At 70.2% G+C, this 17,886-nt stretch carries 17 protein-coding genes and 1 tRNA gene; 12 read left to right on the top strand and 6 right to left on the bottom strand.

Annotation, left to right across the window (positions count from 1 at the left end):
- Positions 1 to 166 precede the first annotated feature (166 nt).
- From eno to B0B15_RS12125, 7 genes are all read left to right on the top strand, one after another.
- The gene (gene eno, locus B0B15_RS12155; protein WP_076676389.1) at positions 167 to 1,447 is read left to right on the top strand and encodes a phosphopyruvate hydratase; all 1,281 of its coding nucleotides are present in this window, start codon (positions 167 to 169) and stop codon (positions 1,445 to 1,447) included.
- 221 nt (positions 1,448 to 1,668) lie between these two features.
- Positions 1,669 to 2,280 carry an FtsB family cell division protein gene (locus B0B15_RS12150; RefSeq protein WP_256714475.1) on the top strand — a complete coding sequence of 204 codons (612 nt, stop codon included), beginning with the start codon at positions 1,669 to 1,671 and terminating at the stop codon, positions 2,278 to 2,280.
- A 101-nt stretch (positions 2,281 to 2,381) separates the two neighbouring features.
- The gene (locus B0B15_RS12145; RefSeq protein WP_076676387.1) at positions 2,382 to 2,900 is read left to right on the top strand and encodes a DUF501 domain-containing protein; all 519 of its coding nucleotides are present in this window, start codon (positions 2,382 to 2,384) and stop codon (positions 2,898 to 2,900) included.
- Complete coding sequence (locus tag B0B15_RS12140) at positions 2,897 to 4,216, top strand: S8 family serine peptidase (RefSeq protein ID WP_076676519.1); 1,320 nt, start codon at positions 2,897 to 2,899, stop codon at positions 4,214 to 4,216. Before B0B15_RS12145 ends, B0B15_RS12140 begins: the two co-directional genes overlap by 4 nt.
- Before the next feature lie 8 nt (positions 4,217 to 4,224).
- On the top strand, positions 4,225 to 5,607 hold the full coding sequence (locus B0B15_RS12135) for an NAD(P)/FAD-dependent oxidoreductase (RefSeq protein ID WP_076676517.1): 1,383 nt from the start codon (positions 4,225 to 4,227) through the stop codon (positions 5,605 to 5,607).
- Between the two features lie 235 nt (positions 5,608 to 5,842).
- A tRNA-Leu gene (locus B0B15_RS12130) sits at positions 5,843 to 5,915 on the top strand.
- 102 nt (positions 5,916 to 6,017) lie between these two features.
- Positions 6,018 to 6,587 carry a LemA family protein gene (locus B0B15_RS12125; protein ID WP_076676385.1) on the top strand — a complete coding sequence of 190 codons (570 nt, stop codon included), beginning with the start codon at positions 6,018 to 6,020 and terminating at the stop codon, positions 6,585 to 6,587.
- A gap of 42 nt (positions 6,588 to 6,629) precedes the next feature.
- Here the strand turns inward: B0B15_RS12125 and B0B15_RS12120 are convergent, their stop codons facing one another.
- Entirely contained in the window at positions 6,630 to 7,871 is a 1,242-nt protein-coding gene (locus tag B0B15_RS12120) for a winged helix-turn-helix domain-containing protein (RefSeq protein ID WP_076676383.1), read from the bottom strand.
- Between the two features lie 69 nt (positions 7,872 to 7,940).
- Here B0B15_RS12120 and B0B15_RS12115 point away from each other — a divergent pair, with 69 nt between their 5' ends.
- Both B0B15_RS12115 and ilvA read left to right on the top strand, forming a co-directional pair.
- Positions 7,941 to 9,131 carry an AI-2E family transporter gene (locus B0B15_RS12115; RefSeq protein WP_076676381.1) on the top strand — a complete coding sequence of 397 codons (1,191 nt, stop codon included), beginning with the start codon at positions 7,941 to 7,943 and terminating at the stop codon, positions 9,129 to 9,131.
- Positions 9,128 to 10,357: a threonine ammonia-lyase gene (ilvA, locus tag B0B15_RS12110; RefSeq protein ID WP_076676379.1), complete on the top strand. Its 1,230-nt coding sequence runs from the start codon at positions 9,128 to 9,130 to the stop codon at positions 10,355 to 10,357. The genes B0B15_RS12115 and ilvA overlap by 4 nt, the downstream gene beginning before the upstream one ends.
- Before the next feature lie 451 nt (positions 10,358 to 10,808).
- On the opposite strand, the gene greA is transcribed toward ilvA, so the two are convergent.
- Positions 10,809 to 11,300, bottom strand: a complete 492-nt coding sequence (gene greA, locus B0B15_RS12105) for a transcription elongation factor GreA (RefSeq protein ID WP_076676377.1) — start codon at positions 11,298 to 11,300, stop codon at positions 10,809 to 10,811.
- 106 nt (positions 11,301 to 11,406) lie between these two features.
- Positions 11,407 to 11,802, bottom strand: coding sequence for a DUF4307 domain-containing protein (locus B0B15_RS12100; RefSeq protein WP_076676375.1), 396 nt, complete (start codon positions 11,800 to 11,802; stop codon positions 11,407 to 11,409).
- Positions 11,803 to 11,870: 68 nt separating this feature from the next.
- Here B0B15_RS12100 and B0B15_RS12095 point away from each other — a divergent pair, with 68 nt between their 5' ends.
- The gene (locus B0B15_RS12095) at positions 11,871 to 12,146 is read left to right on the top strand and encodes a hypothetical protein (protein ID WP_076676373.1); all 276 of its coding nucleotides are present in this window, start codon (positions 11,871 to 11,873) and stop codon (positions 12,144 to 12,146) included.
- Positions 12,147 to 12,247: 101 nt separating this feature from the next.
- On the opposite strand, the gene B0B15_RS12090 is transcribed toward B0B15_RS12095, so the two are convergent.
- Positions 12,248 to 12,940: a PAQR family membrane homeostasis protein TrhA gene (locus B0B15_RS12090; RefSeq protein ID WP_076676516.1), complete on the bottom strand. Its 693-nt coding sequence runs from the start codon at positions 12,938 to 12,940 to the stop codon at positions 12,248 to 12,250.
- Between the two features lie 165 nt (positions 12,941 to 13,105).
- Here B0B15_RS12090 and B0B15_RS12085 point away from each other — a divergent pair, with 165 nt between their 5' ends.
- Both B0B15_RS12085 and B0B15_RS12080 read left to right on the top strand, forming a co-directional pair.
- Entirely contained in the window at positions 13,106 to 13,879 is a 774-nt protein-coding gene (locus B0B15_RS12085) for an isoprenyl transferase (protein WP_076676514.1), read from the top strand.
- A 249-nt stretch (positions 13,880 to 14,128) separates the two neighbouring features.
- Positions 14,129 to 15,490 (top strand): RNA 5'-3' helicase PhoH2, encoded by a 1,362-nt coding sequence (locus B0B15_RS12080; RefSeq protein ID WP_076676371.1) that lies wholly within the window; start codon positions 14,129 to 14,131, stop codon positions 15,488 to 15,490.
- A gap of 311 nt (positions 15,491 to 15,801) precedes the next feature.
- On the opposite strand, the gene B0B15_RS12075 is transcribed toward B0B15_RS12080, so the two are convergent.
- Together B0B15_RS12075 and B0B15_RS12070 are read right to left on the bottom strand one after the other, a co-directional pair.
- The gene (locus B0B15_RS12075) at positions 15,802 to 16,458 is read right to left on the bottom strand and encodes a response regulator transcription factor (RefSeq protein WP_076676369.1); all 657 of its coding nucleotides are present in this window, start codon (positions 16,456 to 16,458) and stop codon (positions 15,802 to 15,804) included.
- Positions 16,455 to 17,870 carry a sensor histidine kinase gene (locus tag B0B15_RS12070; RefSeq protein WP_076676367.1) on the bottom strand — a complete coding sequence of 472 codons (1,416 nt, stop codon included), beginning with the start codon at positions 17,868 to 17,870 and terminating at the stop codon, positions 16,455 to 16,457. Before B0B15_RS12070 ends, B0B15_RS12075 begins: the two co-directional genes overlap by 4 nt.
- Positions 17,871 to 17,886 lie beyond the last annotated feature (16 nt).

The following is a 17,886-nucleotide window of genomic DNA, read 5'->3' as shown; positions in this document are numbered from 1 at the left end:
AGGGACCGGGCGCCGATGCTCGCTCCGGTCGCTCCGACAGGCTCAGCCGCCTCGCGGCCGGCCCGCGCAGACCCGGCCCCACGCCCGCTGGACGAGATCACTAGACTCGATCACGGACCGACGACGTTCCGCCCTCTTCCACCCAAGAACCAACGAGGAGTCCTTCGTGGCACTTATCGAGGCTGTCAACGCGCGCGAGATCCTGGATTCGCGCGGTAACCCGACCGTCGAGGTGGAGGTGCTCCTCGACGACGGAATCGTGCAGCGGGCCGCCGTCCCCTCCGGCGCGTCCACCGGCGCGTTCGAGGCCTACGAGCTGCGCGACGGCGACAAGGGCCGCTACGGCGGCAAGGGCGTGCTGAAGGCCGTCGCCGCGGTCGTCGACGAGCTCGGCCCCGCCATCGAGGGCGTCGAGGCCAGCGAGCAGCGCATCATCGACGAGATCCTCATCGAGACCGACGGCACCGACAACAAGTCGCGCACCGGCGCCAACGCCATCCTCGGCGTCTCGCTCGCCGTGGCCAAGGCCGCCGCCGACAGCGCCGACCTGCCGCTGTTCCGCTACCTGGGCGGGCCCAACGCGCACCTGCTGCCCGTTCCCCTGTTCAACGTCATCAACGGCGGCGAGCACGCCGACAACGGCATCGACTTCCAGGAGTTCTTCCTCGCCCCCATCGGCGCCGAGACCTACGGAGAGTCGCTCCGCTGGGGCACCGAGGTTTACCACGTCCTCAAGGGCGAGCTGAAGTCGGCCGGCTACAACACCGGTCTCGGCGACGAGGGCGGCTTCGCCCCCGACCTGCCCAGCAACCGCGAGGGCCTGGACTTCCTCATCCGCGCCATCGAGAAGGCCGGTTTCACCCCCGGCAAGGACATCGCCGTCGGCCTCGACGTCGCCGCGACCGAGTTCTACAAGGACGGCGTCTACACCGTCGAGGGCAAGGAGTGGAGCGTCGACACGCTCGTCGACTACTTCGCCGACCTCGTCGCCAACTTCCCGATTGTCACGATCGAGGACGCGCTCGCCGAGGACGACTGGGACGGCTGGAAGAAGCTGACGGATGCCATCGGCTCCAAGGTCCAGCTCGTCGGCGACGACCTGTTCGTCACCAACCCGAAGCGCCTGCAGCAGGGCATCGACCTCGGTGTCGCCAACTCGCTGCTGGTGAAGGTGAACCAGATCGGCACGCTGAGCGAGACGCTCGACGCGATCTCGCTGGCCACCCGCTCGGGCTACACCTCGATGCTGTCGCACCGTTCGGGCGAGACCGAGGACACCACGATCGCCGACCTCGCCGTCGCCGTGAACGCGGGTCAGATCAAGACCGGTGCGCCCGCCCGCAGCGAGCGCGTCGCGAAGTACAACCAGCTGCTGCGCATCGAGGAGGACCTCGGCGACGCCGCGGTCTTCGCGGGCCGCTCGGCGTTCCCCCGTTTCAAGGGCTGAGCGTCCGACACACGAGGAGGGGGAGCCTACGGGCTCGCCCTCCTTCGTCGTCTCCGGGCATGCGGTCGCGTGCGGCGCCGGCGGCGCGTCTTCGCGCGGTCTGCCCCCGGCATCCGCTCGATGGCGGACGCGGCGTGGCCCGCCCGGAACGCCGAGACGCGCGACGTAGACTCGCCTCCGGTCCGGGCACGCGTGCACCGGACGCACGAGAGGGGATGGACGTGGACCGACCGACACTGCCGCCCCGCAAGACGCCCGCCCCCCGCCCGCCCGCGACCGCGAAAGCGCCTCGCCGTCAGCCCGCGGCGAGCCCCGCGCGGCGCTCGCCCGCCGACTCTCGCACCGCCACCCGACCCCGCGTCGACGTCCGCGAGTGGCTCGGCAAGGTGCGCATCTCGGGCTTCGTCGTGATCATGCTGGGCCTGGTCGTGCTGGGCACCTTCGTGCTCGTGCCGACCGTCGGCACCTACATGGACCAGCGTCAGCAGATCCAGGCGCTGCGCAGTGCCGTCGCCCTCAGTCAGTCGGAGGTCGCCGACCTTCAGACGCAGCGCGAGCGGTGGTCGGACCCCGCCTACATCCGCACGCAGGCGCGGGAGCGTCTGGGGTACACCTTCCCGGGCGAGGTCGTGTACCTCATCGACAACGACCTGCCCGCCTCGGCCACGCCGCAGGAGCAGGCCGACGTCAGCGAGGATGTCGGGCAGACCCGCACCGACTGGATGGCGCAGCTCGTGCGCTCGGTCGCCGCCTCCGGGGCCGCGCAGGTGGCCGTTCCCTCTCTCGAGATCGGCGTGCCCGATCCCGCCCCCTCGGACACGCCCGCCGGCTGAGGCGGAGTCGGACGAGCTCCGGGTGCCGCGCGCGCGGCGTCTCCTGACGCCTGCCGTCTCCACCGGGCGCGGTGTCAGACGTGCCGGGTACCCTGGCAGGGATGACTACCGCACCGCTTCCCCCCGCTTCCGACGCCGATCTCGCCGTTCTGCAGGCGCAGCTCGGCCGTGTCCCGCGCGGGGTCATCGGCATCGCCGCGCGGTGCGTGTGCGGCAACCCCACCGTGGTGGCCACGTCGCCGCGGCTCGACGACGGCAGTCCGTTCCCCACGTTCTACTACCTGACCCACCCCGCGGCGACCGCCGCGATGTCGGTGCTCGAGGCCGGGCACGTCATGAAGGAGTTCTCCGACGAACTCGCCGCCGACGAGGACCTGCAGCAGGAGTACCGCCGCGCGCACGAGGCGTATCTGCGCGACCGTGCCGCCTACGGCGAGCCCGAAGAGATCGCCGGTATCTCCGCCGGCGGCATGCCGACGCGCGTGAAGTGCCTCCACGCCCTCGCCGGTCATTCCCTGGCCGCCGGCCCCGGCGTGAACCCGATCGGCGACCGCGCCCTCGAGCGCGGCACGTGGTCGCCCGAGCGCTGCGCGTGCGAGAGCCCCGGGACCGACGGATGAAGCGCGTCGTCGTTGCCGTGGCATCCGTCATCCTGATGGCGGTGCTGACCGGCGCGACGGCTGCTCCGCAAGCGACGCCGGGACCGGTGCCGGAAGACCCCACCGACTCGGTGCGGGCATCGGAGTACTGGCTCGATCAGTACGGCGTGCGCGAGGCGTGGAAGACGACGCGCGGCGCCGGGCAGAAGATCGCCATCATCGATACCGGCATCGGGCGCGGACCCGCGGAGTTCACCGGCGCCGTCGCCGGCGGTACCGACGTCTCGGGCGTGGGCGCCTCGGACGGACGCACGCCGGTGGGGGCAGTGGATGCCAACCACGGCAGTTGGGTCGCCTCGCTCGCCGCGGCGCGGGGGACGGGCAACGGTCGCGGCATGATCGGGGTGGCGCCCGAGGCCGAGCTGCTGTCGATCTCGGTCGGCTTCGGCGCCTCCAGCACGAAGCCCTTCACCGAGCAGATCGCCGAGGCGATGACCTGGGCCGTCGACAACGGCGCGACCATCATCAACCTCTCGTTGACGACGAACACCCTCGACTGGGACACCAGCTGGGACACCGCGTTCGAGTACGCGTTCGACCACGACGTGGTCGTCGTCGTCGCTGCGGGCAACCGGGGGAGCGGCACCGATCGCGTGGGTGCTCCGGCCACCATCCCGGGAGTGCTCGCCGTGGGCGGTGTCGACCCGAACGGCACCGCCAGCAACAGCGCCTCCACCCAGGGCATCACCATCGGGCTCTCGGCCCCCAGCGAGCGGCTCATCGGCGTCTCCGCCGACGGCACCCTGGTGGGCTGGAACGGCACCAGCGGCGCGGCCCCGATCGTCGCGGGTATCGCCGCGCTGGTCCGCTCCGCCCACCCCGATCTCGACGCGAACAACGTCCTCAACCGGCTCATCGAGACCGCGAAGCCCGCGGCCGGGGCGACGAGCGTTCCCGACAAGCTCTACGGGTACGGACTGGTGGATGCCGCCGGCGCGGTGTCGGCGAGGGTCGACACGGTCAGCGAGAACCCTCTGGGCAGCCTGAAGGAGTGGATCCGCCTGTACCGGCGCGCCGATGCCGAGCCGGCACCGGAACCGACCGCGACCCCGGTCGTCATCCCGCCCCTGCCGCCGGTCGCCTCCGCGCCCGAAGCCGGTTCGCCTCTTCTGCCGTCACGCGATAGCGTGCTCTACGGATCGCTGCCGCTCGGGGGTGCCACGCTGGCCGCTATAATGATTGCGCTCGGCGTCAGTGCTGCTGCCCGGCGAATCCGACAGGCGCGCACCTCCCGCGAGCCGAGCCGCACCACAAACGAGGAGTCCCTCCCATCGTGACCACTACCGTGCCCAGAATCCTCATCGTCGGTGGGGGCTACGCAGGTTTCTACACCGCCTGGAAGCTCGAGAAGCTCCTCGGCCGTGGCGAGGCCGAAGTCACGCTCGTCGACCCGCTGCCGTACATGACGTATCAGCCGTTCCTCCCCGAGGTGGCCGCCGGCGAGATCGAGCCGCGCCACGTCGTCGTGGGCCTGCGCCGTCACCTCAAGCGCACCACCGTCATCGCGGGCAAGGTCACGGGCATCTCGCACGCGACCAAGACCGCCACGATCACGCCCATCGCCGGCGACGAGACCTTCGAGCAGGGCTACGACCAGATCGTCGTGACCGCCGGCGCCGTCTCGCGCACGTTCCCGATACCCGGCATCGCCGACAACGCCATCGGTCTGAAGACGATCGAAGAGGCCGTCGCCATCCGCGATCGCCTCACGTCGAACTTCGACAAGGCGTCGGTGCTGCCCGCCGGTGCAGAGCGCGACCGCCTCCTGACCGTCGTCGTGGTCGGTGGCGGCTTCGCCGGCATCGAGGTCTTCGCCGAACTGCGCGCCTACGCGTCGTCGCTGCTCAAGCAGTACCCCACCCTCACGTTCGACGACACGCACTTCCACCTCATCGAGGCCATGGGCCGCATCATGCCCGAGGTGTCGCAGAAGACGAGCGAGTGGGTCCTCGCCGACCTCGCGAAGAAGGGTGCGTTCGTGCACCTCGACACCCAGGTCAAGGGCGCCGTCGACGGTGTCGTCGAGCTGTCCACCGGTGAGCAGCTGCCCACCGACCTCATCATCTGGACCGCCGGCGTCATGGCGAACCCCACGGTGGTGCGCGGCAGCGACCTTCCCGTCGAGGAGCGCGGTCGCATCCGCACCCGTCCCGACCTGCGCGTCGGTACCGACGAGGAGATCGTCGAGGGCGCCTGGGCCGCCGGTGACGTCTCGGCCGTTCCCGACCTGTCGGGCGGTGGCGTGGGCGGCTTCTGCGTGCCCAACGCCCAGCACGCGGTGCGTCAGGGCAAGCTCATGGCGAAGAACCTCGTGGCCGTGCTGCGTGGCGAGGAGCCCAAGCAGTACAACCACAAGAACCTCGGTGCCGTCGCGGGCCTCGGCCTGTACAACGGTGCCTTCCAGTCGGGCAACATCGCCCTGACCGGCCTCATCGCCTGGTTCGCCCACCGCGGCTACCACGGTCTGGCCATGCCCACGTGGGAGCGCAAGTTCCGCGTGATCGGCGACTGGATGCAGAACGTCGTCCACGGGCGCGAGGTCGTGTCGCTCGAGGCCGTGCAGAAGCCGCGTGCGGCGTTCGAAGAGTTCGCCGCGCGCCCGCGCCCGGCAGCCCCCGCCGCTGAGGCCCCGGCCGAGAAGAAGGCCGAGCCCGTCGCGGCGAAGTAACCTCTTCGGTTTCGAGACCCCCGTGCCCCGTGAGGGCGCGGGGGTCTCGTCGTTCTCGGCGGCGAGCCGCTCGTGCGGTGTGGTGCGGTCGCGCCGGGTGCGGGACGGCCACGTCAGGGCGGGGCTTCCGCGCGGCGTCGTTCCACCACGCTGGCGGGGCGGGCATCCGCGCGGCGTCGCTCCACCCCGCGGGCGTCGCGGCGGGGGAGCCGGCCCGCGCTACGGTGGATGCCGGGCCCCCGTAGCCCAATGGCAGAGGCAGGCGACTTAAAATCGCTTCAGTGTGGGTTCGAGTCCCACCGGGGGTACGGCATCCATCGCATCCGCTGAGAGTCGCCGCCCGCCTCCGTAACCCCGCCCGGCCCGCAGTTACACTGAAGGGCAATCTCTCGAACGGAGTGTGGGGACTTATGTGGGAGTGGCTCGTACCGGTCATCGTGATCGTCGGCATCCTGGTCATCGCCGGCATCTACCTGTGGGCCACCTACAACGCCCTCGTCGCCCTCAACGTGCGCGTCGATGAGGCATGGAGCGACATCACGGTGCAGCTCAAGCGTCGCGCCGATCTGCTGCCCAACCTCATCGAGACCGTGAAGGGGTACGCGGCGCACGAGAAGGCCGTGTTCGAGAACGTCACCCGCGCCCGTGCCGAGACGCTGAACGTCGAGAGCCCCGCCGAAGCGGGCATCGCCGAGGGGCACATGCAGCAGGCGCTGAAATCGCTGTTCGCCGTCGCCGAGGCCTACCCGCAGCTGCAGGCGAGCCAGAACTTCCTCAAGCTGCAGCAGGCGATCGTCGACACGGAAGACAAGATCCAGGCGTCGCGCCGGTTCTACAACGGCGGCGTCCGCGAGCTCAACACCAAGATCAAGGTCTTCCCGAACAACCTGTTCGCCCGCCAGCTCGGATTCCACGAGCGCGAGTTCTTCGAGGTCATCGACGGAGCCGCGATCTCCGAGCCACCCCGCGTGCAGTTCTGACCGCGGAATGCGCTCCCTTCGTTCGTCGGAGGGGGCGCATTCTCAGGTGGAGCGCCCGTCGGGGTGGTCGTGCCGTTCCGCCGCGAGCGCTCCGGCGATCTCGTCGGCGGCGTCTCCCCACCGCGCCACCGTCACCCGCTCGAGGCCCTGCCACTGCGCGGCGGTCCGCAGCTCGGTGGCGACGCGCTCGGCGGCATCCGACGGGACACCGTGCTCCCACCACGCCGACTGCACCCGCAACGCGCTTGCGGCGCGATCGGCCTTGAGGTCGAGGCGGCCCACGACGTCGTCGCCGATGAGGACGGGAAGCGAGTAATAGCCGAATCGGCGCTGCGGCGCCGGAGTGTAGATCTCGATGCGGTAGTCGAAGTCGAACAGCCGTTCCGCGCGGTCGCGGAACCACACGACGGGATCGAACGGTGTCAGCAATGCGGAGGCGTCGACCCGGCGAGGGCGTGCGGCGTCGCGATGGAGCCAGGCCTTCGCGGGGCGCCCGGCGATGGTCCACCCCTCGACCTGAACCGGCAGGAGTTCGCCCGCGTCGACGAGGTCGTGGATCGCGGTCATGACCGCCGGCCGGTCGCGGATGCGCCAATAGTCGGCGAGGTCGGACGCCGTCGCGACGCCGTAGGCCACCGCCGCCCGGCGCACGAGCTCCGCGATCGCCTCGGCCCGGGGAACGGTGGTCTCGAGCGCCGAGGCGGGCAGCACATCGGATGCCAGTGCGTAACGGCGCTCGAACCCGCGGCGCCCCGCGATCGCGACCTCGCCGAACAGCCAGAGGCGTTCGAGGCCGTTCTTGACGTCGTCCCAGCCCCACCATGACCCGCGGGAGCTGCTGCGGGCGTCATGGTCGATCTGGGCGGGGCGCAGCGGCCCACGGTCGGCCAGTTCGTCGCGCAGCCACTGCAGCAGGGGCTGGTTCGCCTGCGCCCAGGCATCGTTTCCGTATTTGCGGCGCAGGTCCTCGCGGCGGAAGTGGAGCAGGGGCCAGTCGTCGACGGAGACGAGGGATGCCACATGCGCCCACGACTCGACCCAGCGCGGTCGGCGTGAGAAAGCGAGCGCGTCGAGGTGGGTCGTGTCGTAGGCGCCCAGACGAGCGAACAACGGCATGTAGTGCGATCGGGCGAAGACGTTGACCGAGTCGATCTGCAGGATGCGCATGCGGCGCAGCGCCGCCGTGATCTGGCGCGTGCCGACCGTCTCGGGTCGCGGGCGGGCGAATCCCTGGGCGGCGAGGGCGATGCGGCGCGCGTCGGCGCGACGGAGCGTCGTGGTCATGCCCCTCACCGTATCCACCGCCTCCGACATGCAGCGTTCGCCGGGGGAGTGCGGCGGTAGGCTGACGGGATGAGCGGAACCGATCCCGAACCTCGCGGATCCTTCCTCGACGCCCTCAAGCGTCGGACCGTCTCGAGCGACCTGCAGCCCCCGGTCCCGCCGGCGCTGCGACAGGCCACCGCCTACGCGTGGCGGCTGCTCGTGATCGCCGCCGCGCTCGGCGTCGTGATCTTCCTCGTCATCCAGTTGAAGCTGCTGGTGGTGCCCCTGCTGGTGGCGATCCTGGTGACCGCCCTGGTCTGGCCCGGGTTCTCGTTCCTCCTGCGCCACCGGTGGCCGAAGTGGCTCGCGATCGTCGTCACGGTGCTCGGCACCATCGCCATCATCTCCGGACTCGTGTGGCTGGCCGTCTGGCAGATCACGCGCGAATTCGGGTCCGTGCGCGAGCGCACCGTCGACGCCGTCTCGCAGTTCCGGCAGTACCTGATCGACGGCCCGCTGCACCTGAGCGCGCAGCAGATCGACGACGGTCTGCGCCAGGCCGGCACCTTCCTGCAGCAGCAGGCCGAAGTGCTGTGGACGGGTGCCCTCGCCATTGGAACGACGCTCGGCCATGTCGGCACGGGCGTGCTGCTGACCCTCTTCATCCTGCTGTGCCTGCTCGCCGACGGAGGAGGGATCTGGCGCTGGACCACCCGCCTGTTCCCCCGTGTCGCCCGCCCCGCGGTCGACGGCGCCGGTCGAGCCGGCTGGCGGACCGTGAAGAGCTACGCCCGCACGCAGCTCCTGGTGGCCACGATCGATGCCATCGGTATCGGTCTCGGCGCGTTCCTGCTCGGTGTGCCGCTGTCGATCCCGATCGGGGTCCTCGTCTTCCTCGGCGCCTTCATCCCCTTCGTCGGGGCCGTGGCCACCGGCGCCCTGGCGGTGTTCATCGCCCTGGTCTACAACGGGCCGCTCGTGGCACTCTTCATGCTGATCGTCGTGCTCGGCGTGCAGCAGATCGAGAGCCACGTGCTGCAGCCGATCCTGATGGGCTCCGCGGTCAAGGTGCACCCGCTCGCCGTCGTGCTCGTCGTCGCCGGCGGCGCGATGATCGGCGGCATCGCCGGGGCGCTGTTCGCCGTGCCGCTCGCGGCGTTCGTCAACGTCGTCGCCGTGTACCTCAGCTCGAAGGCCTGGCAGCACGACGGCCAAGTCCTGGCATCCCGAGATCTCATCTGGCAGACCGTCCCGCGAGAGCGCGGAAGGGGATCATGAACGACACTCCCACCCTGGCCGAGTTCGAGGATGCCGCGCAGGCTCTGCGCGGCATCATCACGCGGACGCCCATCGACGAGTCGCTGCACCTGACCGACCTGCTCGGCGTGCCCGTCAGCCTCAAGCTCGAGAACCTGCAGCGCACGGGCTCGTTCAAGATCCGCGGCGCCACCTACCGGCTCTCGCGCCTCACCGCCGAAGAACGGGCGCGCGGTGTCGTCGCCGCCTCCGCCGGCAATCACGCGCAGGGCGTCGCCCTGGCCGCGCAGCAGCTCGGTATCGCCGCGACCATCTTCATGCCGCTCGGTGTGCCCGTGCCGAAGCTGCTGGCGACGCGCGGATACGGTGCCGAGGTCATCCTCGAAGGCGCGACGGTCGAAACGCCCCTGCGGCTGGCCGCGGAGTTCGCCGAGCGCACGGGGGCGGTGCTGATCCACCCCTTCGACCACCGCGACATCGTCGTGGGGCAGGGCACGCTCGGACTGGAGCTCGTGGAGGACCTCCCCGACCTCGAGACCGTGATCGTCGGCATCGGCGGCGGCGGACTGGCCGCGGGTGTCGCAGCGGCGGTCAAGGCCCGCGCGGCCGCCGAGGGGCGCCAGGTTCGGATCATCGGTGTGCAGGCGCACAATTCGGCCGCCTACCCCTCCTCCCTCGCGGCCGGCTACCCGATGCAGGTCGAGACCACGCCGACCATCGCCGACGGCATCGCCGTCGCGCGGCCCGGTGACCTGCCGTTCGAGCTGATCCGGCAGTACGTCGACGAGGTCGTCACGGTCACCGAGGACGACATCGCCCGCGCCCTGCTCGTGCTCCTCGAGCGCGCCAAGCAGGTCGTGGAACCGGCGGGCGCCGTCGGCGTCGCGGCGATCCTCGCGGGCAAGGTGAAAGCCAGCGGTCCGACCGTCACGATCCTCTCGGGCGGGAACATCGACCCCCTGCTGCTGCAGAGGGTCGTGGCGCACGGTCTCTCGGCATCCGGACGCTACATGTCGTTGCGCATCCCGCTGCCCGACCGTCCCGGCCAGCTCGCCCGCGTGTCGGAGCTGCTCGCGCAGGTCGGCGCCAACGTCATCGAGGTGCTGCACACCCGCCACGGGCAGGGGCTGCAGATCAGCGAGGTCATCCTGCAGCTGAGCGTCGAGACCCGCGGTGCGGAGCACCGGGCGCTGGTCATCGAGACCCTGGAGGACGCCGGCTTCGTCGCGACCGTCGTCAGCGACTGACGCCGACGCGGCGGGGCCGCGCCCGTGCGCAGGAGGGCGCTCCGGGCGGAGGCGTCGGTCGCATGCTCGGGGATCTGCATAAGCTCAGTCGGCGGACCGTGGCTCCGGGTGAGGTTGTGCTGATTGCTGAGGTTGTGCGGCGCGCTGAGCGTGGCGGGCGTGGCCGCTCGGGGTCGCATCCTCGGAGATCTGCATAAGCCGCAGTCGGCGGACCGTGGCTCCGGGTGAGGTTGTGCTGATCGCTGAGCTTGCGGCTCGTTGAGCTTCGCGAGCGTGGCGGCCTCGAGGTCTCGTATCCTCCGTGATCCGCGCATCCTCGGTCAGGAAGCAGCAGGCGGCTGAGGCTCCGCGGACTGCTGAGGTCGTGCGGATCGACCGTGCGGATCCGCTGGACCGAAACGCCGCGAGCCGCCACCCCGGCAGCGGGGGAGCGGCTCGCGAACGGACGGGGCTACTGGCCCGAGTAGGTCTCGACCTTGACGATCTCGACCGAGATCTCCTTGCCGTTCGGTGCGGTGTACGAGCCCTTGTCGCCCTCCTTGAGGCCGATGATGGCGGCACCGAGCGGCGAGGCCTCGCTGTAGACGTCGAGCTCGGAGTTGGCGGCGATCTCGCGGTTGCCGAGCAGGAACTTCTCCTCGCCCCCCGCGACGACGGCGGTCACGACCGTGCCGGACTCCACGACGCCGTGGCTCTCGGGGGCCTCGCCGACCTTGGCATCCTTCAGCAGCTGCTGGAGCGTGCGGATGCGCGCCTCCTGCTTGCCCTGCTCGTCTTTGGCGGCGTGGTAACCGCCGTTCTCCTTGAGGTCGCCCTCTTCACGCGCGGCCTCGATGCGCTTGGCGATCTCTTCGCGACCGGTGGTCGAGAGCTGCTCGAGCTCGTTGGCCAGGCGGTCGTAGGCGTCTTGCGTGAGGAACGTCACCTGAGCGTCGTTGGACACGGTTACTCCTTCGTCGAGGCGCTGACGGCGTGCGGTGTCGGGCCGTCGGCGGGGGATATGTCGAACGCCCCGGCATCGAGCCGGGGCGCGTCGTGATTCCGCGAGTTTACGGCACCCAGCAAGCGTTGACAAAACCCGTGGTGGCCAGCGACAGCGTCGGAATCTCCTCCGTGAACGCGCGCGTGTGCTCCTCGGATGCCGGGTATTCGACCACGCGCCAGCCCACCGTGCCGTGCTCCTCGTCGCGGGCCTCGAGGGCGCAGGCGACGGGCCGGCCGATGGGCGCGGTGATCTGGAAGGTGGAGGTGACGGTGCGCTCGTCCACCACCGTGTAGCCCGTGTCTGTCGCCGTCACGGAGTTCAGGCTGCTCGACACCGTCGTCCAGCCCAGGAATCCGATGGCACCGAGGGCCAGGACGCCGACAACGGACCAGCCTACGATGCGTCGCCGCGGGGAGCGCGTGCGCCCGTAGCGTTCATCGAGTTCGGCCTGCGTCGTCATGCTCTCTCCGGGCTTTAGGCTGGACCTCCAGGCTACGCGCTTCCGCCCGGACCGAAGGACTCGACCCCATGCACCCCGTGATCGTCGCTCTCGCGACAACGCCAACTCCGGCCGTCACCCCCGACGAGTCGATCGTCACGCCCGGGCCGCTCGGATTCGCTGCGATCGCCTTCATCGGCATCGCCGTGTTCTTCCTGGTGTGGGACATGCTGCGCCGCATCCGCCGGGGCCGCTACCGCGAAGAGGTCAACGCGGAACTGGATGCCGAGGAGCAGGCGCGCGCAGCGCAGCGCGCCAGCGACATCGACGACGAGGACATCGACCCCGCCGCTCCACGTCGCTGACCGACGGCGCCGCGCCGCGGCATCCGGAGCTCCCTTCGCGTGAGTCGCCGACTCGTCGCTTCGCGAGGGTCGGAAGCGACGAATTTCGGCGACTCGTGCGGTCAGCCGCCGTGGTACGCCGGAGCGAGGGCGATGAGCAGGCACGCGGTCCAGTGGCAGAGGAACGCCAGAACCGTGCAGACATGGAAGATCTCGTGGAAGCCGAAGTGGCCGGGCCAGGGGTTCGGCTTCTTGAGGGCGTAGATGATGGCGCCCGCGGTGTAGAGCAGCCCGCCCACCACGACGAGGACCATCATGGCGACGTTCGCCGCGAGCAGGTCGCCGAGGTACATCACCGCCGCCCACCCCAGGGCGAGGTACAGCGCGACGTAGAGCCACCGCGGGGCGTTGATCCAGAACACGCGGAACAGGATGCCGAGCAGCGCACCGCCCCAGACGATCGACAGCAGCAGCACGGTCTTGGGCGTGGGCAGGGCCAGTACCGCGAGCGGTGTGTAGGTGCCCGCGATGAGCAGCAGGATGTTCGCGTGGTCGATGCGCTTGAGCACCGCGAGCGTCGTGGGCTTCCAGTGGAAGCGGTGGTACAGCGCGGAGTTGCCGAACAACATCATCGACGTCGCCATGAACACCGCCGCCGCCCACTTGCCCGGGGCGCCCTGCGCGAGGGCGATGAGCACGATGCCGGCGGCGATGGCGACCGGGAACGTCCCGGCGTGGATCCACCCGCGCCACGTCGGTTTGAGCTCCGCCTGTGCGCCCACGGCTCCCGCTTCGAGCAGGGGGAGCTGGGGCATCTCGGGGCCGTCGGCCGGGGTTCGGGAGGTCACTCTTCGACAGTACGTCCGCTCCCATGCCCCGGGAGGAACATGGGGACAGTGCTCACCCTTCCCCCAGGAAGCACCACCTGGATCCGATGCGGCCGGAGGCGCCCGACGCGGTAGCGTAGGCGGGTGGCGCACGTGTGGAGGAACGAGGGGCGGGGTCCGCTCTACCGTCTCTACATCTCGCGCCTGCGCCGCCGCATGCCGGCTACGGTGCCGCATCACGTGGCCATGATGATCGACGGCAATCGGCGGTGGGCCCGGCAGCTCGGATACGACAGTGCTGCGCACGGTCATCGGGCCGGAGCGGCGAAGATGCACGAGTTCCTCCGCTGGTGCGACGACCTCGGCATCGAGGTGGTCTCGCTCTACCTGCTCTCGAACGACAACCTCGTCAAGCGCGACAGCAAAGAGCTGCAGGACCTGCTCGAGATCATCGCCGAGCTCGCCGGAGAGCTCTCGCGCGAGCCGGACTGGCGGGTCAAGCACGTCGGGCGCGCCGAGGGGCTGCCGCCCGAGCTCGCCGAGGTGCTGCACGAGGCCACCGAGCGTACGCGCGGCCACAAAGGTCTGCACGTCAACCTCGCGGTCGGTTACGGCGGGCGGAGCGAGATCGTGGATGCCGTCCGCTCGATCATCGTCAAGCACGACGAGTCGGGCGGGTCGCTCGAGGAGCTGGCCGACAGCCTCACCCCCGAGCAGATCGGCGAGCATCTGTACACCGGCGGGCAGGCCGACCCCGACCTCGTGATCCGCACCTCGGGGGAGCAGCGGTTGAGCGACTTCCTACTCTGGCAGTCGGCGCACTCGGAGTTCTACTTCGTCGAGGCGCTCGGTCCGGACCTGCGCGAGGTCGACTTCCTGCGCGCGATCCGCGACTTCGCGGCGCGCGATCGCCGCTTCGGGCAGTGACCCCGTGCCGTGCGCGGCGGCGGGTCACGGCATCCGGGTCCGAACTATCTTCGGACGCGGATCACCGTGTTCGCGGTGTTCACGAACTCGTCATATTCGCGGCGTGTTAACGACCCCGGGCGGTGTCGGGGGGACGTACGGTGATCACATCGGACACGGAGTCCGGTCGAGTCGACCTTCGGATCGCGACTCGTGACCCACAGGTCGACTCGTGACAACCGGGTGCTACACCCGGGTCGGGAGTGGGTTGTGACTGCACGAGCACCGTACGACCAGCGTCACGTCGTCGAGAGCACCGAGTCCGGAACGGCCGTCGATCAGGCGCTGCGCACATACGTCTTGGACACCTCCGTCCTTCTGAGCGACCCGCGGGCGTTCTTCCGTTTCGCGGAGAACTCCGTCGTGATCCCCGTCGTGGTGATCATGGAGCTCGAGGGCAAACGTCACGACCCCGAGATCGGTTACTTCGCCCGGCAGGCCCTGCGCCACCTCGACGAGCTGCGCATCGAGCACGGCCGCCTCGACTTCCCCGTCCCCGTCGGCGACGACGGCACCCTCCGTGTCGAGCTCAACAACACCGACCCCGGCGTCCTCCCCTCCGGCATGCGCACGGGCGGCAACGACAGTCGGATTCTCGCGGTGGCGATGAACATCGCCAAGGACGGCGCCGAGGTCACCGTGGTCTCCAAGGACCTGCCGATGCGTGTGAAGGCGGCATCCCTGGGCTTGGCGACGGAGGAGTACCTCGCCGAGCAGGCGATGGACTCGGGCTGGACCGGAATCGCCTCGATCGACGTCTCGGGCGACGAGATCACCGATCTCTACGAGAGCGAGGTCGCCGTCAGCGACGCCGTGAGGGGAATGCCGGTCAACACCGGTCTCATCATCCACTCGGAGCGCGGGTCGGCCCTCGGACGCGTGACCGGCAAGGGGCAGTACCGTCTCGTGCGCGGCGACCGCGATGCCTTCGGCCTGCACGGGCGTTCGGCCGAGCAGCGGATCGCCCTCGACCTTCTCCTCGACCCCGAGGTCGGCATCGTGTCGCTCGGCGGGCGCGCCGGCACCGGCAAGTCGGCGCTCGCCCTCTGTGCCGCCCTGGAAGCCGTGCTCGAGCGCCAGCAGCAGAAGAAGATCATCGTGTTCCGGCCGCTGTTCGCGGTCGGCGGGCAGGAGCTCGGCTACCTCCCCGGCGATCAGGCCGAGAAGATGGGCCCCTGGGGTCAGGCGGTGTTCGACACGCTCGGTTCGGTGGTGTCGGGCAACGTCCTCGAGGAGGTGCTGGCGCGAGGGCTCCTCGAGGTGCTGCCGTTGACGCACATCCGCGGCCGCTCGCTGCACGACGCGTTCGTGATCGTCGACGAGGCGCAGTCGCTCGAGCGCAACGTGCTGCTCACGGTGCTCAGCCGCATCGGCCAGAACTCGCGCGTGGTGCTCACCCACGATGTCGGGCAGCGCGACAACCTGCGCGTCGGTCGGCACGACGGCGTCGCCTCGGTGATCGAGACGCTGAAGGGGCACGGTCTCTTCGGACACGTCACCCTCACGCGCTCGGAGCGGTCGGCCATCGCGGCGCTGGTGACCGAGCTGCTGGAGGCCGGCGAACTGTCGTAGGGCCTGATTTCTCAGGGCCGGGATGCCATGGCATCCCGGCCCTTCCTCATCTCGGGGGTCGTGAGCCGCCGCGGGCGCGCGCGTCGGAAGATGAGAGGCTTCTCATCCGCGGCTCGCCGCACTCTCACGAACGGCCGCCAGAGTGGAGTCATCGGCGAGGGAGACCTCGTCACCGCCCCGGCGGTTCCCCCAGGAAAATACGAGGTCCGTTCGCGCAGGTCACCGCTCTTCGGGTGAGTCGGAAGACCACCGACGCGATCTCCCCCCAACCCCCGGTCGATCCCCCGCCGGGGGTTTCGGGGGTTTCGGCGTCACTCCCAGCGGTATCCCGCTCCACGGACGGTGACGATGTGGGCGGGGCCGACCTTGGACCGCAGATAACGCACGTACACGTCGACCACGTTCGAGGTGGGGTCGAAGTCCAGGCCCCAAACGCGGCTGAGCAGCTGCTCGCGGGAGAGCACCTGGCCGGCGTGGCGGATGAACTCCTCGGCGAGGGCGAACTCCCGCGCGCTCAGGTCGACCTCCCGCCCGCCCACCGTCGCGCGGCGTGCGAGGACGTCGAGCGACACCTCGCCGTGCGCCACCGTGATGGTGCCGAGCGGGACGGGCTCGCGCAGCCGTGAGCGTACGCGTGCCAGCAGCTCGTCGAACTTGAACGGTTTCGCCACGTAGTCGTTGGCGCCCGCGTCCAAGCCGTCGACGGTGTCGCGCGTGCTCGTGCGCGCGGTCAGCATGATCACGGGCAGGGAGGATCCCTGCCCACGGAGGCTCCGTAGCACCTCGAAGCCGTCGAGGGACGGCAGGCCGACATCGAGCAGCACGAGGTCGACCTCTCCGGACAGGGCCGTGTCGAGCGCCTCGGCACCGTCGTCCACGATGAGCGTCTGGTAGCCGGCGGCCTCCAGGCCCTTCGCGACGAACGCCGAGATGCGCTCTTCGTCCTCGGCGATGAGGATGCGGGTCATTCGGCGGCCTCTCTCTGCATGACCACGTCGCCGGCGCGGACGGGCGTCGGCAGTGCGGGCGGCGACTGCGCTCCGTCGAGCGGGATGTGGAGCGTGAACGTCGCGCCGCCGCCGGGCGTGTCGCCGACGGAGCAGTGACCGTCGTGCGCCTTGGCGATGGCATCCACGATCGACAGGCCGAGGCCCGATCCGTCCACCCCTCGCCGCGTCGACAACCGGTCGAATCGGCGGAAGACCCGGTGCCGCGCGGCGGGAGGGATGCCGGGACCGTGATCGCGGACCCACAGGTGCGCGGCGGTGTCGTCCGCGGTGCTGCCGATCTCGATCGGCGATGCCTCGGGGGTGTACTTCGCGGCGTTGTCGGCCAGCTGCAGCCACGCCTGCACCAGCCGGTCGGCGTCGCCTTCGATGCGCACCCGCGCACGCTGGGCCACGCTCCACGGGTGACCGGGGAGGGCGCCGGCGAGCTCCGCCACCCGGTCGGTGAGGGCGGCGACGTCGATGACCTCGGCCGACAGGGCGTTCGCCTCGACATCGGCGAGGGTGTCGATGTCGTCGACGAGGCGGGTGAGGCGGTCGAGTTCGGCGATGCCGAGCTCTCGTGTCTCCCGGACGTCGTGCGGGTCGGCCGGATTCATCATCTCGAGATGGCCGCGCACGATGGTGATGGGGGTCTTCAGCTCGTGGCGCACGTCATCGAGCAGCTGTCGCTGCGCGTCGACCGACATGGACAGGCGGTCGAGCATCGAGTTGACCGAGGTCGTCAGGTCGGAGATCTCGTCGTTGCCGTGCGCGCGCAGACGCCTGCCCAGGTCGTCGATCGTGATCGAGTCCGCCGTGTCCCGGAGTCGTCTCAGCGGCGAGAACAACCGCCCGGTGACGAACCACCCGATCACACCGACGACGAGCAGCACGAGGAGCGCGGCCGTGGCATAGGTGGCCGAGGAGAGGGCGACCAGTTCCATGCGCTGGTCGACGGAGATGACCTGCACGGCATAGCCCCCGGGCGCCGGAGCGGCGGCGTACAGGACGGGGCCGCGGGCGCTGTCGAGACGCCCCGTGAGCAGACCGGCGGAGATCGCCCGATCGAGAGCGGCCACGAGCTCGGCATCGTCCGCCACGGCGAGTCCGGGCGGCGACGGGGTGGCGGCGAGGATGCGGGTGCCGTCGATGGCGAGCGTGCCGTCGGTGCGGCCGGGGATCGCCGCGGCGACGAGGACGGCTGCCGATTGGCTGCTCGTGGCGACGGTGGAGACGAAACCGTCGAGCTGCCGCTGGGCGTTGGCGAGTACGCGGTCTCGTTGCACCAGGAAGGTGACCCCGCCGGCGACGCTCATGCCGAGAAACACGACGCCGAGGAGCGCCGCGAGGAGTCGCACGCGCGTCGAGACAGGTCTCGTCGCGGGGCTCATCCTTCGATTATGGCGC

Origin of the sequence: Microbacterium sp. RU1D, from assembly GCF_900156435.1 — a bacterium.
Lineage (GTDB): Bacteria > Actinomycetota > Actinomycetes > Actinomycetales > Microbacteriaceae > Microbacterium.
The sequence above is the reverse complement of the archived record's forward strand: the minus strand, read 5'-3'. Positions and strand labels throughout refer to the sequence as shown.